Here is a 14,849-nt window from a genome sequence, read left to right on the forward strand (position 1 = left end):
TTAAGGGCGAATGGCCGCAGCGAATTCGACCATTCCCGGCAATAGACTACCCGCTGTTTACACATTTTTAGGCGTGTACGGGTAGTTGATTTCTGCCCGACCAGTCAGGGTTCGGGCTGGAGTGGATTGTGGTCTTCTCCTCGGCGGAGGTGTTCGAGGAGTTCGCGGGTTTCTCGGCTCGGGGTTTCGCCGATCTCGCCGAGTTTGCGGGTCATGAGCGTGTAGGTGCGGGCGAGAGCGGCGTATTCGCCCAGGCGTGCGTGCTGGCGCAGGATGTCGCGCCAGACGGTTTCGTTGTAGGGGTCGGTTTCGGCTGTCAGCTCGAGCAGCCCGAGGGTTGTGCGGGGGTCGTGGTCGGCGTCGTGGGTGGCCAGCCAGTCCAGCGCGTTGTGGGCGTCGCGGCGCGCGGATTCGCGCAGCGGTTCGATCCAGGAGCCGGTGATGTCGGTGGCCAGGTCGGTGGTGGCGATGCCGGTGATGGCCCGGCACGCGGCACTGCGGTCGGTGTCGCTGCTGGCGCGGCGGCGCGCGGCGACAGCGGCGAGGAACTCCCAGTAGTCGACACTCGCCGCGGTCGCCGACAGGCGGCAGTGCAGCCGGTCATCGATGAGCACCCCGGTGATCTGCCCGCCGGTGGCCGTCGTGATCGAGGCTCGCAGCCGCGAGAGGGCATTGCTCAACGCGGCCGAGCGCTCCGGTGAATGCCCGCCCCAGATCAGATCGATCAACCGAGATCGGCTCAACCCCTCCGGGTGCAGTGCCAGCAGGGCCACGATCTCGCGGCTGCGCGGCTGCAACTGGCTCGTGATCTCCACCTGCTCACCGGACTCGGGCGCACGCCAGAAGACCCTCGTCGCCCCGAACACGAACACCGACAGGGCAGGCGAGTCGAACTCCGGCGGCGCGGTGGCCGGGCTGGACTCCGCCGCGGCGAGGTCGTCCTCGCCCAGCTGGCCGGCGTCCTCGGCTTCGCTCGCGAGGACAGGCTCGGGAGCCGGTGGCCCCGCGCTGGGCACCGGAGGTTCGGCGACTACGGGCTCCGGCGCGGGTGGGCGCGGTGGCGGCGGCAGGTCGATCCGGTAGATCCTCGGCCCGGAGTCATCACGGCGGCTCGGGCGGTCCTGGCGGACAGCCCGGGGTGTGCGCTGCTGGGCGAGGCGTTCGCGGCGGCCCTCGGCGCGGAGCTGGAGTTGCACGGCGGTGGTGATGAGCCGGGCAGGCGGGAGCAGTTGCGAGGACCGCCGGACGCGGCGGCCTGCCAGTAGCGCCTGAGCACCGGCGCGGGTGGCGGGCAGGGTACCCACTACCGGGACACCGAGGGCAGTGGCGTAGTCGAGGCTGCCGCCGATGAGCACGACACCCCGGGGGCGGCCGTGGCGGGTGAGGGCTCGGATGCGCCGGATAGCGGGCTCGGGGTCGATGTGCTCGGCACGCACGACGAACAGGCAGGCGTCGGCGGCGGCGATGACCGGGTGCGGGGCCGAGTCCGGCTCGGGGACACCACAATCGGCGAGCACGGTCGCGCCGAGCCCCCGCCAGTTCGCGTAGCGGCCGGTGAGAAGTTCGGCGGCGGGGACAGCGCGTTCGGGGTCGCGGTGCGGTGGCGCGGCCAGTAGCGCCTCTCCGCCGGGCAGGAACTGCGCGTGCTGCGCCAGCAGATCCGGGGTGATCGGCTCGCCGGGGGTAGTCCTGCGGGCCAGGCTCGCCAACCCGAGATACGGGTCCGCGCCGACCATGTCGGCGAGCTGCCCGCCTGCGGGGTCGGCTTCGACGATGAGGGCGGTTTCCGGGCCGGGCCAGGTGTGGGCGAGGGCGACGGTGGTCGTGGTGGTTCCGGCGCGGGGGCTCAGTCCGGCGACGGCGATCAGTAGTGGCGCCTGCGAGCCTGGCCTCATCCCTCTATCCCTGCTTCTGGACGTTGGAGATCAGCAGCAGCGCGGTACCGGTGCCGGTGTCGGCGGCGGCGGGGCGGGTGTTGATCAGCTGGAGGTAGTCGACGCGGGTACGGTCCGGACGCAGCTCGACGATGTGGACGTTCGCGGTGGTCGGTGCGATCGGGGTGATCGCCACGCAGTGCCGGGTGCCGGGCGGGATGCTGGCGATGCCCGCGGCGAGGGCTTCGGCGGTGATCCCGGTCTCGGGCGCGAGCAACGGCATCGCTTTGCTGGCATCACGGTCGATGTAGTAGGCGGATTCGAACGAGGCGATCACCCCGGCCAGGGTTGTGGGGTCACCGGCGCGGTCGGTGACGACCTCGCCCGAGAGCCCGGCGCACGGGCCGCCCTGCGCCGTGGTGGTCGGGCTCGGCGGCGCGGCGGTGGCCTGGACCTGCTGACCGGCGTCGCGGCTGTCGGTCGCCGTGCCCACCAGGGTCCCGGTCAGTATTGCGATGGCGGCCCCCAGCGCGGCCCAGGCCCCGCGCGGCAGCCGGTCCCCGATGCTGACCCACCATCCGGAAAACCGGCCCGTGTCGGCGGTGCCGGGAGTGTCGGGTAGCGGGGCGAGCCAGACGGCCTCGGGCAAGGGCGACTGGCGGGGCTCGTCGACGCCGGAGACGAACCTGGAGTCGGCAACGAAGTGCGAGTCCGGAAGAGACTGAGGCAGGTAGACCCAGGTTTCGGCGGCGTCGTCATCGGTTGGGTTGTGGGGGTACCTCGTCATTCATCTCGCCTCGGGATGGTCGATGCTCCGGGGGCCTGCCCGCACCCCGGGGAAGAGGGGGTTGCGGGGTGCGGGCAGGTTTCCCCGGAGGGGTCAGGGGCGGCTCGTGTGTTCGGCCTCCGGTGCCACCGGTGTCGTGGGGGGCTGGTGTGGGGGTCGGCTGGTGATGTCCACGGTGAGCCGGGCCAGGACATCGGATATCGCCAGGTGCGCGGTGCTGCGGTGATCGGCGTCGTACTCGCGCCAGTCGACCTGCGTGCCGCGCTGCCGGTAGGCGATCAGGGTGCGCCGACCGGCGCGCACGGGGACAACGATGTCGAGTCCGCCGTGGTAGAGGTGCAGCGGCATCGCGGGGCGGGTGTGGGCGAGGGTCTCCATCGCCAGTACCCGCCGCCACCAGTGATCGTTCCAGGGCTCGGGACGACGGCACCAGTGCCCCACCGGTTGCGGGAACTGTTGCAGCAGTTCGGCGGCGGTGAGGTGCTGGGCCTGCTCGACGGCGCGCACCCCGTCCTCGGACAGCACGTGACGCAGCGGCAGATGCTCATAAGCGTGGGAGAGGCCGACCAGGGCGGCGAGCCCGAGGCCGGTGGCCTCGCCGCGGTTGAACGCGGGAGCCAGGGCGGCGAGGTCGGAGGCCACGGCACCGGCGGCGATGCCGCGCAGATCCAGCTCCGGCGCGTACCAGGGATGTAGTTCCCCGGCGGCAGCGACCGCGCGCCCGCCATCGGCGTACCCCCACGCCACCACCGGTGCGACCGCGACACCGAGGTCCGCGCCCCGATACACCGCACGCGCGAGATCCAGCGCCACCCGGCCCCCGGCGCGGGCGGCGAGGAAGGTGTGCGGTCCGTCCCCGGTGAGCCCGAGTCCCTCCCCGTCAGGGATCGCCACCACCCACCCTCGCCGCAACGCGGCATCGATGCCGGTGGTGTCGGGTTCGGCACCGATCGCCAGCAACTGCGAGGGCGCGCACACACCGCCCAGGCCGCGAAACCCCGGGCAGTACACCAGGATCGCGGTCGCGCCAGGATCTGCGACCGCCTCTGGAATCAGCACGATCCCCGAGGCGGCGATGGGTTCGGAGCGGGAATTGGCCGAGACGTAGATGACCTGCCACGCCCCGCGCGCCTCGCTCAGCTGGGCAACGAACACCGGCCGTGTGCGCACCAGATCTCCGGGACGGTAGCCGTCGAGAGTCGCGACGTCGCAGAAGTCGTTGCTGCTGGCGGTCACTGGTGGCTCCCGGCGAGGTCGTAGGCGAGTGCGGTCAGCCACGCGATGCCGCTGGCGAGGTGACCGGTGGCGGCGTATCCGGTGTGGCGGCCGTTGATGTCGGCGTAGCGAAGCCACACACCGGGATTGGTCAGGTCGGCGTTGTCGGCCATCAGCTGCCCCCAGGCACTGGAGAGTTGCCCGGCCAGTTTCGGCAGCTGCCCGACCGGGTCGGAGGCCACGATCGCGGTGATCTGCCCCCACCGCGCTGAGGCGGCTGCGGTCTGGTCGGGGCCGGGTGGCGGGGTGCGGGGGTCGGAGGCATCGGTGAGGCGCTCGGCCAGACTCGCCGCGGGCGCGTAATCGACGATTCCGGGCCCGATCCGGAAGTCGTTGTTCACCACGGTCGTCCACGCGTCCCCGAGCGCTCCCGACAACAGGGCCTGGATCGAACCGAGCGCGGCCAGCGGATCCCGCAGATCGGCCTGGGCCGCGAGCTGGGCGGCCATCCGCAGCAGGGCGGCGCGTTCGGGTGCGGAGCAGCTGAGGTCGCCTTCGACGCAGACATCGGCCACCCGGCCGGTCAGCGCCCCGTAGTCGACACCCGAACTGGTGGCGATCCCGCCGCCGGAGGCCGGGGCGGTGGTGATCGCCACCCCCGATACCGCCGCCCCGGACGTGCCCGGGGCCGGGTCGGGGGTGAGTTGGCCGGGGCGGCCGGGGATCACCGGTGAGCCCGGGGCGCGGTCGGGATCGGAGTAGAGGGCGATACCGGCCACCCGCTCGGGCGGGACGGGTCCCTCGCCCGCGCCGACCGCGCGCGCGAATTCCGAGACCACCTGCGCGCCTTGGGAGAACCCGACCACCGCCAGCGCCGTGGCCGGGCAGTCGGAAGCGACCCTGTCCGCGGTCGCGGTCAGCGCGGCCAAGCCCTCGCCCACCGAGGCCGCGTACGGGGCCGTGCCGCCACCGGTGCCTACCGCGCCTCCGAATGCCGCCGAGTACGGAATGTAGGTGCGCTGCACCAGATTCGGCACCGCCGCGACCACCGGGCCGAGTATCGCGCCCAGCATTCCGGTGTCGGCGGTCTCGGACGCGGCCGGGGAGGACTCGCCGGTGCCCTGCACCCCGAGGACCCACAACACCGGGCAGCCCGGCTCGGCTGGTGGTTGCGCCGACCCCGTGCCGGGCGCGCAGAGCGCGCTCGTGCAGGCCGCCAGGACAGTGGTGGTGAGGATGCGCAGACCGGTCACGGCTGGCCCACCCCCACCCCGGCCCCGAATCCAGCGCCCACGGTGCCACCGGCGAGCGCGCCGACCACGGCGGCTGGGACACCGGCGACCAGCGCGCCCGCGACCGCACCGGCCGCCGCACCGAGCGCGGTTCCGGCGACACCGGAGGTGATCGTGCCGATGACCGGCACCGGGACCACCGTGCCCAGTGCGGCACCGGCGATACCGCCGATAGTGCCCCCGGCCAGCCCGCCCGCGACCGCGCCCGCTGCCGCCGCTGGGGCACCCGCCAGCGCGCCTCCGATCGCGCCACCGGCCCCGGCCCCGGCGATCGTGGAACCGGCCACCCGGTCCGAACGCCCCGCCGGGATCCCGACCGAGTCCAGGAACGTCGCCGCTTGGGCCTCGGCGTCGGCGGCGACGTCGTTGATGGTGTCGCGGACCTCCGGCGGCACCCAGTCCGGCGAGGGTGTCTGCCATTGGCCGATCCGGATCGTGTTCGGCGGCGCCTCGATCGGCGCGACCGGCGGCACCGGTTCCGGCGAGTGCAATTCGATCACTTGGATCGGGGGCGCGGGCGCAGGTGGGGGTGCCGGGCGCGGGGCCGGACCGTTGCGGACCTCAGGGGGCTGCTGCAGATACACAGGGGGCTCGGGCGGCGGTAGGTCCGGTGGCGGGGGCGGGGTGGGAGCGGCGGTTCCGGGCTGCGCCGGGGCGGTGACTCCAGGCTGGTCCGCGATCGGATCCCGCGTCACCGCACCGACTTCGGGCGTGGTGATCATCATCACCACCGGCACGACACCGGTAGCCAACATGCGGCCACCCCACAGCAGCCTCCCGCCGCACACCCGGCGGGGATGGCGGGTGTCTGGGCCGCAACCTCGCCCCGAAAGTGGGGCGGTCCGGGGTGGTTTCACGTTTTCGGGCATGACGAATAACCCTTCGATCGAAGGAGAAAGGGTGGGAGAGAATGAGTCGGGAAATGCGCGGAAATTGCGCGAGGAATGCTGGGGTCCCCGGCTTCCCAACCTCGGCCGGGGACCCGTGACCGTATTCCTCATCCAAGAGGAATGGTGTGAGCGGTCAGAGGAAGGGCAGGATCAGGCCCAGTCCCTGTGAGGCGATGCTCAGCACGGTCGAGACCAGCGAGGCCCCGGCGTCGAGTAGGAACAGAATGTTGTAGATATCCACGGGTTTGCCTTTCGGAGCAGGTGCGATTGCTCCACCATCACAGCCCCGAAAACCCCTGCCGCGCTACCCCTTCGAGGGGTAAGGATTGTGCTACCACTTTCCTTACCCCTCCGAATCAGTGCGGTGGCCTGCGCCTCTGCGTGGAAGGGGTAAAGAAAGTGCTAGTCGAGAAAGTCGCCGGGTGCGTGTCCCGCTCCGGTATGCGACCGCAGCGAATACTCCGCTTCGCCACCCGAATGCCTTCGGCTATTCGTCGGCTAGCTCACGGAGAATGATATTTGCCGGGATGTTCTTTCTCTGGTAAGAACGAATCAGCTTGGGGGAGCCAACCTTTCACCGTACCGCACGGGGAAGGCGAAGCGGAATACCGTAGTAGGAGGGGCTTTGGATGAACCCGACGACACACCCGGCTCGCCGTCCACGACGACGCCGCCAGGACCGCGCCGGGCACGAGATACCCGAGCTGGGATGCTGGGCGCGCCGAATCCGTGAGAGCCGCAAGCTTTCTCGCCAGCGCGCCGCCGCCCACCTTCACATCAGCAAGGACCTGCTCAAGATGATCGAGCGCGGCGACGCCGGATGCTCGCCGACGGTTCTGAACAACCTCGTCGCCACCTACGACCTCGATCGCGCGCAGGAACGCTACACCCGCGACCTCGCCCGCCCGCCGGTCCCGCTGCCGCCGCTCGAGGAGCTGCGCGCCCGCACCGTCACCGTCGATCGTCGGGCGAAACTGGCTCGCCTGGACGACCGCAAGATCGCCGCCGCCTACATCGATCCCGTATGGAACCTCGTCCTCACCAACCAGCGCTTCCGCGCGGCCCTGCCCGGCGTCGAGCAGTTCGGCGACAACCTCTGCTTGTGGTTCTTCCACCCCGGCTCCACGACCCTGACCGCCGAACACCTCGTCATCGACCACCACAGCGCCGCCGCCTACCTGGTCGCGACCTTGCGCGGTGCGCTCGGGCGCCATCGCGAGACCCCGCACGCCCGCACCCTCTTCCAAGACCTGCGCGGTTCCGCCCTGTTCAGCCAGCTGTGGGACACCAGCATCGCCCTCGCCTACGGCCGCCGCCCCGACGACCCCATCCACCTGCGCGACCCCACCACCGGCGAGCCCTACTCCGCACGCATCCACCTCGGCGACGCACCAGGCTCACCCGACGCCCGATTCTGCCTGTGCTACCGACAGCCCTACAGCGGGCGTCAATCGCCCTGACCCACCCGCAAAGCCGCCCCCATCGGGGCCGCCCCGAACCCCCAACCCGCACCACCGACAAGGAGTCCTCGATGACAAGCAGTCCCCCCGAACACACCCACCACCGCTACGTCGAACCAGCGGCCCGTCGTTCACACACTGGGCAGATCGCACACGCGCTACCACCACATAGACAGGACGGGTGAGATGCAGGAAGCTCCCATCCTGGACGAAATGCCCGACTTCCACGACACGCTGGAATTCCTGCGCCTGCGCGATCGCCGCTCCCGCTCAGACGTCGCCAGATCCGCCCACATCAGCACATCCCACCTAGACAAGATCATCGCAAATCGAACCATCCCCGGCCCCAATGCCTTCGCCAAACTGACCGACGCCTTCGACCTCGAACCCGCCCAGCGACAACACCTCTACGAACTGTGGCAACCCTCCCGCGCCCTGCCCCACGCCGAGGAGTTACGCCAGCGCCTCACCATCGCGGGCGTTCAAACCTACCTCGACGACCTCAACACCCGCGATGTCCTCGCCGTCTGCGTCGATCCCCTCCGGACCGTGCTGCACGGCAACCGAATCTTCCACCGCACGGTGCCCGGCCTCGCCGAGGCCGACAACAACTTCGGTTTGTGGATGTTCTCTCCCGCCGCCCGCGACAATGTCGTCAACTGGGAGAGCGAGATCCGCTACACCGTCGCAATCCTGCGCGGCACGCTCGGGCGATACCGTGATCACCCCCGAGCGCAATCGCTGTTCCGGAAACTGCGAGCCACCCCCGAATTCCCCCGCCTCTGGGACACAAGCCCCATGCAGGTCGCCTACGGATGCCACCGCCTGGCCCCCATCAACCTGCACGCGCCCTGGACCAACCAACCCCGCTCGCTGAGCCTCGCGATCAGCGAATACGGAGAATCCCCCGACGTTCTTATCGCCTACGGAGTCTTCGACACCCACGCTATCGCCTGCTGAGAACACCTCGGAACACGAGCAAGAACCGGGCAGTCGCGATGAGACCTGTGGAGTACGCATCCGAACGGTCTCACCGCGCTATAGCCTCGGCCAACGATGATGTTGATTCAGCTTGAGGCTTCCCAAAAAACATCGGAATGGGTTGGGCCGCAGTCGGGTACCGTTAGGCACACCGTGTGCATTTCCCAGGTCAGGAGCTGACAAGCAGGGGGCGCGATGATACGAGGGCGGAGATGGACCGGCTTCGAAGCGGTCGCGCTTCAGGAGGCGATGCGTAAGTCGATACGGGAGTTCGCTGCCCTGCTGGGTGTCGAGACGACGACGGTCAACAATTGGCGCTCGCGGTTGAGCGCGGTGAAACCCAGGTCCGAGACGCAAGCGATCCTGGACACGACCTACGCACAACATGCGACACCGGAGGACAGAGCACGGTTCGATCAGATCGTTGCCGAAGGCGAGACTGCGTGGAGAAGCCGGCATCTCGCGTCCTCGCGCGAAGCCACCGCATCAACGGAGACCGCCAGCCCCGCCCCTCCCATCAGCAGCTCCTTGCCTGTGAAGAGCGATCAGGGGGTCGTCGCGGCAGCGTTCGATTTCGGCGTGGCTTCGTCACTGATGCGATCGCGAGCGGCTTCGGAGAGATCCCTTGGTAGTTTTGCCGCTGTTACCGACCTCTTGGCGGGTCAGCGTCAGAGCATCGCACCCGACGCGCTGATCGGCCCGATAGAAGCTCATCGAGACGCCGTCGCCGCCCTCTTTCGTGCTGCAACCGATGACCGCATCAAGCAGCAGGCCGGGGCGCTACTGGGCATGACATCCGTTGTGGCGAGCCGGGTGTGGAGTGCCATCGGTGACCGGTCGATGGCACTCACACATTGCGCGTTCGCCCGGAAACTCGCCGACCAGCTCCAAGACAAGACGATGGGCGGGATCGCGCGAATATTCGAGAGCAACCTTCGATCCGATGCTGCAACGTTGATCGGCTCCGATGGCGATGTCGTCATCGGGCTACGGATACTGAAGGAGGCCGCCGACCTCGCTGACCATCTGCCGCCTGCGGCGCGAGCACGAATCGGCGCCGAGCAAGCGCAAGCCTACGCAGTGCTGGAACTGCGAGACGAATGTGAGGAAGCGCTTTCCCGCTCGCAACGCGCCGCCGAGGACATCGATGAGAATGACCGTGCCGGACTATTCAGTGACTGGAACACCACGCGCATTCAGGTCTACGTCGGCACGTGCCAACTCCTCCTCGGCCAACCGAAACGAGCGATTGCCGCGCTCAACGAAGCGTTGAACACCCCCGAAGTCGACAGCCCCAACGTCGCCCTCGCCGCCCGCGTGGACCTCGCCAGCGCCTACTGTCTGTCAGGGGAGCTGGAAGAAGGTTGCAGAGTCCTCGGCGAGACCTACGACGCGCTGGCGACCATGGGCAATCATCGCGGAATCGAACGTGCACAACGCGCCATCGAAAGGATGGATCCCTGGCGAAATGAAAGGCCGGTCCTCGCGTTGAGGGAGCGGGTCGACAGTATTACCGGCTACTGATCGATCCCGACAGCCGACTGGATCGCCTGCGCCGAACGGATCGCTTGCAACACTGTGTCCGGGTCCAACTCGTTGACGATCGCATCCGGCGAATGCTCTGACAACTCTTCCGGTGTCAGTCTGTGAGCTACGGCAACAACCCCGAATCCAGCATGCCGAGCTGTAGCGATATCGTTCGGCGCGTCGCCGATGATGATGGTTCGTGCGGGATCGCACGGGTGTCCGTACTTTGCTTGAAACCGGTCCACGACGAACGCGGGCAGATCGAACCGCTCCCGCGCATCGGAGCCGAAAGCGCCGATATCCAGGTCCAGATGTGAGTCCAGGCCCGTAACCGAAAGTTTGAATTCAGCCGAAACCCGCAAGTTTCCCGTAAGCGCGGTCTGAACATACCCATGTTCTGCCAAGGCGGTGATTGTGTCAGCAGCACCCGGATACGCGGCCTGGTCGCGGGCAAGTTCCGCCGCACCGTTCGACATTACATCCATCAGTACGTCGGCGTACCGACTGAATCCCTCTTCAGCCGCTTCGCTGGTGACTCCAGAGGCGATGGCCGTATCAACGACAATGGACTCGTCTGTGTAGCCGTGCACACGCGCAGCGGGGAAAACGACCGCAGACTCCTCGATGTGATACGTGCGAGCCACAGCTCGCCGTAGCCAACGCAAGTCCGCAGGGATCAGCGTGCCGTCAACATCCCAAACAACGAGTCCCGCGTATGTCTCAGCCATATTCACCGATTCTTTCAGATGGTGCCCTGCTCCGCACCGCGCAGATCAGAGCCCTGGAGGTAGGTGGCCTAGGTGGTCCGGATGCGTGCCAGATGGAGTCCGTCAAACTGGGCCGGTCGCCGAACGTGTTGTCGGTCCTAACTGAGAGCCTTCAGTGCCGCCGTCCACGGCAGCGGGCCGGTGTCGGCATCGTCACTGATTCGCACAAATCGCACGCCCCACTCCGTGAGGCGGGCCCGTGCCTCACGTACGGCCGGGAAGTTCATCTGCTCCTGCTTCGAGTGCGGGATCGCCACCACCGGCAGCCCAGCGCCGACTGCCTCTACCAACAGCGCAAGCGGCAGAGTGTCACCTATGCCGGTTGCCCATTTCGCCATCGAGCTAGAGGTCAACGGTGCTGCGATGATGGCATCGGCTGGCGGCAGCAGGTCATCGGTTCCGGGTTCCTTGAACTCCGAGCGCACCGGATATCCGGTCTGCGCCGCCAACGCCTCGGTATCGATGAACCGGGCGCCGTTGGGCGAGGCGACGACGCAGACGTCCCAGCCGTCAGCCTGCGCTAGCTCCACCAGTTCACCGACCGTGTCTGCCGGTGGCGCACCGGTCACGATCGCATACAGCACCCGAGTGCGCTCAGTCATGAGCCCATCATGGCAGTCTGCTCAGGGTCTGTCCCGAGCTAGGCCACCACTACGCCTACGCGCTGAGCAAGCTTGCCCAGATCACCAGTCGTGAGGCTGCGCTTGGCTTTGCGCATCATCTGGCCGACCACCTCTTGCACCGTATCGGTGTTCCGGACGTGTTCTGGCGCAATGCTTTCGGCTCGCAGCAGTGCGTCGATCGAGGTCGCGTAGTCACGACGCGATGCGGCCGCCCGCCCCACCTCGACCCAGTACTGCGCTGCCCGGCCCGGGGTCGGCAACATTTGGGGTTTCAGCTTCTGCGCGAGGGCGAGCACAGCGTCCGGATCACGCGCCTCCATGGCCACCGACATTTTCCACAGCGCCACGTTCGAGGAGCCGAAGGTGGTGTTTCCGATGATTGATGAGCTGTCGGTCTCGATGGGACGGTCCAGCCGTGCGGCGTACTCAGCGGCGTGATCGAGGTGATCGTGTGGATCGCCGCCGACGGCCGCAGTCGCCAACGATGCCTGCAGGTGCAGCATCCCGACCGTTTGGACATCGTTGGCGGTCTTCGCCTGCGAGCCGACCAAGGCCGCAGTGCTTTCCGCGCAATCCAAGGCGGCTTTCATCGAGCCGGGGCGAGCCAGCAGCACTTGGCTGCTGACGAACGTTGCAGCGGCGATCCCCGGTCGACTGTCGATGGTGCGAGCAGCTTCCTCGGCTGCCCGAGCGGCTGACCATGCCACCGCGAGATGTCCGCGGGCGCGCATCACAACGGAGGTGTCGAAAGCTACTTGCGCCAATGTGTCCCATGCGGTGCGCTGTTCGGCGGGGCGGCCTTCGCGTGTGTGTCGGTACAGATCGGTGATCAATGGCGCGAGCATCAGTGCAAGAGTGGTGTACTCGCCGGCCATATTGAGTCGCGTGACTGCTCTGCTTGCGGCGATGAGAGCGGGGATTGGGCGCAACCCCCCGGCATCGGTGACATTGCCCGCCGCCCAGAAAGCGGTCTCGATGTCGGCAACCAGGCCAGGGAAGTCGTCTACGTCGGCCGCCAGTGCGTCGATGCCCGGCGACCCTCGACCAGCTGAGCCTTCGAATTGTGCCTCGAACCGGCCACGGTCGACGCCGCCATCGGTGTGCGCGGTCATGGCGGGGGTTTGGCGCGCAGACGGCGCGTGGCGGCTCCTCCATGCGGCTTCGCCTTCTGCCACGATTTGCTCGAAACGTTCCTGGTCTTCCGGGGTTGCGCGTTGCGCGTAGGTCGTGTCCAGGATCTCTTGCGTAACAGGGCGGGGTGTGACCGCGCTCAGGCCCGAGCGCCAATTGTTGACTGTGGTCGTCTCGACACCCAGCAGTGCGGCGAACTGTCGGATCGACTTACGCATCGCCTCTTGCAGCGCAGCAGCTTCGAAGCCGGTCCATTCCCGCCCTCGTATCATCGCCGCCCCCTACTTTCCAGTGCCTGACCTGGGAAATACCTACGGTATGCCTACGGTACCCCACCTCTGTGCGGTTCCTGCCGATACTGCTGGCGGGCCACGATTTGAAACCAGTACCCGTTTTCGAGGGAATCCGTGGCAAAGCCGCCGGATGCCCCTCGTTGCTGGAGTTGCTGGAAGCGTCACCAGGGAGGCCCGCGCATGAGACATTCCGACGAGCTGAACCCGCGACCATCCGCGGCGAGGCGTAACCGGTCATCGGGTGATGGCACAAACCGATCAGCCGACATACTGACAGATCTCGACGCCCCCAAACGTTCGACCGTGGGGATCATCCGGCACGACACCGGCACGGGGGCGGCCATGAACACCCCGCCGCCGACCGGGCCGCCCACGCCGGTGGCGGCGGATACGCCACGTTCGCGAGTGGACTACTACCGCAGCGTGTGCCATCTGCCCGCCGTGTTCCAACCAGCCACCGGCCGCATCAGTTTCACCGCTGGCATGGTGTGGGCGATCGCGATGCCTTCGGAATTGGGGCAGATGGTCAAGGTCCACCTCGAGCGCCACAAACAAGGCGGTGGGCCGATCGTGACCCACCCTCGCTCCCACACCTGGACCTTCCTCGTGCGCTCGGATATTCCGGCCACGATGATCGCTGCCGAGGCGGCGTTGTACCGTGCTCGCCGAATCACCGTCCTGGGCAACGGCGATCATGTAGCGCTCCCGTCCCCGGCCGATCAGGGTTCGGAGTATCGCGGGTGGATCACCGCCGCGCACTCGGTGTTCCGGCCTTCGGGGCGTGTGGTGCTGTATGCGGTGCACGCCTGCCTGGCCCCGACCCGACAGCCCGCGCTATGAGCGCCACCGCGCCGACCCCGGACGGGTCGCCATCGCCCACCGAACCCGATGTGCATTTGAGTGTGTTCCTGCACGGGCAGCGGATGGATTTCGTTGCCTGCCTGACCGCCGCGTTGATCTTCGTTCAGGAGCACCAGGCCCGCCATTACGTCGACGCGGTGACCGTCGACCTGGACAAGCGCGAGTTCCCGCGCCTCCCCAACGAACGTTTGTACCTCGAGAGGTAGCGCCGGTGACCAACCACGCCAGCCAACAGCCCCGCGACGAGCGCGAAAACCACAGTGTCACAAGTTATTTGCAACGGAGTCGCTCCGACTTCAGCCGCGCCCAAGCCACCGCGTTGACCGCACTTGCCCAAGCGGGGCGGGCGTGTTCAGCGCGGGAGCTGGCGGGCGGGCACCACATCGGCCCGATCACGCTGACTCTGCAATGGCTGGTCACCAAGGGCCACGTCCGCACCCAGATCCGCCGACCGACAGGTGCCGAACGCGCGGAGCCGGTCTACGAGCTGACCGATGAGGGCCGCACCACCTATCAGCGCCTCACCACCCACGCACCGGCAGGCCGGCCGCCAGAGGCCCCGGAATCGAGGACGTGACATCGCGTGCCCATCAACGCAATCGGCCTGCTCAACCGCAGCGTCAGCGACTCCTGGTTACGAGACGAGCGGGTCATCATCGACTTGAGCCGCGCGCGCGGGTATCGGCTGGCGCACATGGTGACCATCGATGCCGACACCTACATGCCGACCACGTTGATCGTGTGGACCGCGCACCAGCACACCGCGACCGTGGTCGTCGCTCCCAGCGTGGAGCACTTCCCCAGCACCAGCATCCAAAACGCGGTCGCCTTGGCCTGCGCCCTGGTGACACCCGCACGCACCATTCCCCCGTTAGGAGCCGACGCACCATGAAACTCGTCCCAGTTCAGCACCTTCGGTCTGTGCTCGCTGTCACCGCCCTGCTCACCCCTCGCCGCGTGCGGAACACCCAACCCCACCGATACCGGCACCCGATCCGAGATGCCCACCCGCACCTTCCCCGCCACCAGCGGCTGCCCACAGCACCGCAGCCCGGCAGAGACCACCGGCAGCGGCGGCGGCAGTACGACGACGGACCCTTGGCCATCGTCTCGGACCCGACCACAAGCATGATCGTGGCGCACAACTG

The 14,849-nt window shown here is 67.9% G+C and carries 15 protein-coding genes; 7 read left to right on the forward strand and 8 right to left on the reverse strand.

Annotation, left to right across the window (positions count from 1 at the left end):
* Positions 1-104: 104 nt before the first annotated feature.
* From NAM01S_RS27850 to NAM01S_RS27870, 5 genes are all read right to left on the reverse strand, one after another.
* Positions 105-1,895, reverse strand: coding sequence for an AfsR/SARP family transcriptional regulator (locus NAM01S_RS27850; protein WP_067790846.1), 1,791 nt, complete (start codon positions 1,893-1,895; stop codon positions 105-107).
* Positions 1,896-1,899: 4 nt separating this feature from the next.
* On the reverse strand, positions 1,900-2,661 hold the full coding sequence (locus tag NAM01S_RS27855; protein WP_067790848.1) for a DUF8176 domain-containing protein: 762 nt from the start codon (positions 2,659-2,661) through the stop codon (positions 1,900-1,902).
* A 93-nt stretch (positions 2,662-2,754) separates the two neighbouring features.
* On the reverse strand, positions 2,755-3,897 hold the full coding sequence (locus NAM01S_RS27860; protein WP_067790849.1) for a lipase family protein: 1,143 nt from the start codon (positions 3,895-3,897) through the stop codon (positions 2,755-2,757).
* Positions 3,894-5,129 carry a cutinase family protein gene (locus tag NAM01S_RS27865; RefSeq protein ID WP_067790851.1) on the reverse strand — a complete coding sequence of 412 codons (1,236 nt, stop codon included), beginning with the start codon at positions 5,127-5,129 and terminating at the stop codon, positions 3,894-3,896. Before NAM01S_RS27865 ends, NAM01S_RS27860 begins: the two co-directional genes overlap by 4 nt.
* A complete protein-coding gene (locus NAM01S_RS27870; protein ID WP_157107949.1) occupies positions 5,126-5,923 on the reverse strand; it encodes a hypothetical protein in 798 nt (265 codons plus the stop codon). Before NAM01S_RS27870 ends, NAM01S_RS27865 begins: the two co-directional genes overlap by 4 nt.
* A 764-nt stretch (positions 5,924-6,687) precedes the next feature.
* Between NAM01S_RS27870 and NAM01S_RS27875 the strand changes: the two genes are divergently transcribed.
* The 3 genes from NAM01S_RS27875 (at position 6,688) to NAM01S_RS27885 (ending at position 10,023) form a co-directional block, all read left to right on the forward strand.
* The gene (locus NAM01S_RS27875) at positions 6,688-7,518 is read left to right on the forward strand and encodes an MmyB family transcriptional regulator (RefSeq protein ID WP_067790855.1); all 831 of its coding nucleotides are present in this window, start codon (positions 6,688-6,690) and stop codon (positions 7,516-7,518) included.
* A 186-nt stretch (positions 7,519-7,704) separates the two neighbouring features.
* The gene (locus tag NAM01S_RS27880; protein ID WP_067790856.1) at positions 7,705-8,478 is read left to right on the forward strand and encodes an MmyB family transcriptional regulator; all 774 of its coding nucleotides are present in this window, start codon (positions 7,705-7,707) and stop codon (positions 8,476-8,478) included.
* 216 nt (positions 8,479-8,694) lie between these two features.
* Positions 8,695-10,023 carry an NsdA family TPR-like regulatory protein gene (locus tag NAM01S_RS27885; RefSeq protein ID WP_505250039.1) on the forward strand — a complete coding sequence of 443 codons (1,329 nt, stop codon included), beginning with the start codon at positions 8,695-8,697 and terminating at the stop codon, positions 10,021-10,023.
* Here the strand turns inward: NAM01S_RS27885 and NAM01S_RS27890 are convergent.
* From NAM01S_RS27890 to NAM01S_RS36000, 3 genes are all read right to left on the reverse strand, one after another.
* Positions 10,017-10,754 (reverse strand): HAD family hydrolase, encoded by a 738-nt coding sequence (locus tag NAM01S_RS27890; protein ID WP_067790860.1) that lies wholly within the window; start codon positions 10,752-10,754, stop codon positions 10,017-10,019. The two genes, NAM01S_RS27885 and NAM01S_RS27890, sit on opposite strands and share 7 nt — an antisense overlap.
* Before the next feature lie 137 nt (positions 10,755-10,891).
* Positions 10,892-11,395: a flavoprotein gene (locus NAM01S_RS27895; protein ID WP_067790862.1), complete on the reverse strand. Its 504-nt coding sequence runs from the start codon at positions 11,393-11,395 to the stop codon at positions 10,892-10,894.
* 38 nt (positions 11,396-11,433) lie between these two features.
* On the reverse strand, positions 11,434-12,819 hold the full coding sequence (locus tag NAM01S_RS36000) for a hypothetical protein (RefSeq protein ID WP_174554873.1): 1,386 nt from the start codon (positions 12,817-12,819) through the stop codon (positions 11,434-11,436).
* 324 nt (positions 12,820-13,143) lie between these two features.
* On the opposite strand from NAM01S_RS36000, the gene NAM01S_RS27905 reads away from it, so the two are divergent.
* From NAM01S_RS27905 to NAM01S_RS27915, 4 genes are read left to right on the forward strand one after another with little or no spacing between them, the layout of a single operon-like run.
* The gene (locus NAM01S_RS27905; RefSeq protein ID WP_084483369.1) at positions 13,144-13,680 is read left to right on the forward strand and encodes a hypothetical protein; all 537 of its coding nucleotides are present in this window, start codon (positions 13,144-13,146) and stop codon (positions 13,678-13,680) included.
* The gene (locus NAM01S_RS35435; RefSeq protein WP_157107950.1) at positions 13,677-13,907 is read left to right on the forward strand and encodes a hypothetical protein; all 231 of its coding nucleotides are present in this window, start codon (positions 13,677-13,679) and stop codon (positions 13,905-13,907) included. Before NAM01S_RS27905 ends, NAM01S_RS35435 begins: the two co-directional genes overlap by 4 nt.
* A 5-nt stretch (positions 13,908-13,912) precedes the next feature.
* Positions 13,913-14,278, forward strand: coding sequence for a hypothetical protein (locus tag NAM01S_RS27910; RefSeq protein ID WP_067790866.1), 366 nt, complete (start codon positions 13,913-13,915; stop codon positions 14,276-14,278).
* A 6-nt stretch (positions 14,279-14,284) separates the two neighbouring features.
* Positions 14,285-14,593 carry a hypothetical protein gene (locus NAM01S_RS27915; RefSeq protein WP_067790868.1) on the forward strand — a complete coding sequence of 103 codons (309 nt, stop codon included), beginning with the start codon at positions 14,285-14,287 and terminating at the stop codon, positions 14,591-14,593.
* Positions 14,594-14,849 lie beyond the last annotated feature (256 nt).

The organism is Nocardia amikacinitolerans NBRC 108937, assembly GCF_001612615.1.
Classification (GTDB): Bacteria; Actinomycetota; Actinomycetes; order Mycobacteriales; family Mycobacteriaceae; genus Nocardia; species Nocardia amikacinitolerans.

Coding starts and splice junctions, on each gene's coding strand:
- NAM01S_RS27850 (WP_067790846.1), bottom strand. CDS start 1,895: ATGAGGCCAGGCTCGCAGGCGCCACTACTGATCGCCGTCGCCGGACTG.
- NAM01S_RS27855 (WP_067790848.1), bottom strand. CDS start 2,661: ATGACGAGGTACCCCCACAACCCAACCGATGACGACGCCGCCGAAACC.
- NAM01S_RS27870 (WP_157107949.1), bottom strand. CDS start 5,923: ATGTTGGCTACCGGTGTCGTGCCGGTGGTGATGATGATCACCACGCCC.
- NAM01S_RS27875 (WP_067790855.1), top strand. CDS start 6,688: ATGAACCCGACGACACACCCGGCTCGCCGTCCACGACGACGCCGCCAG.
- NAM01S_RS27880 (WP_067790856.1), top strand. CDS start 7,705: ATGCAGGAAGCTCCCATCCTGGACGAAATGCCCGACTTCCACGACACG.
- NAM01S_RS27885 (WP_505250039.1), top strand. CDS start 8,695: ATGATACGAGGGCGGAGATGGACCGGCTTCGAAGCGGTCGCGCTTCAG.
- NAM01S_RS27890 (WP_067790860.1), bottom strand. CDS start 10,754: ATGGCTGAGACATACGCGGGACTCGTTGTTTGGGATGTTGACGGCACG.
- NAM01S_RS27895 (WP_067790862.1), bottom strand. CDS start 11,395: ATGACTGAGCGCACTCGGGTGCTGTATGCGATCGTGACCGGTGCGCCA.
- NAM01S_RS36000 (WP_174554873.1), bottom strand. CDS start 12,819: ATGATACGAGGGCGGGAATGGACCGGCTTCGAAGCTGCTGCGCTGCAA.
- NAM01S_RS35435 (WP_157107950.1), top strand. CDS start 13,677: ATGAGCGCCACCGCGCCGACCCCGGACGGGTCGCCATCGCCCACCGAA.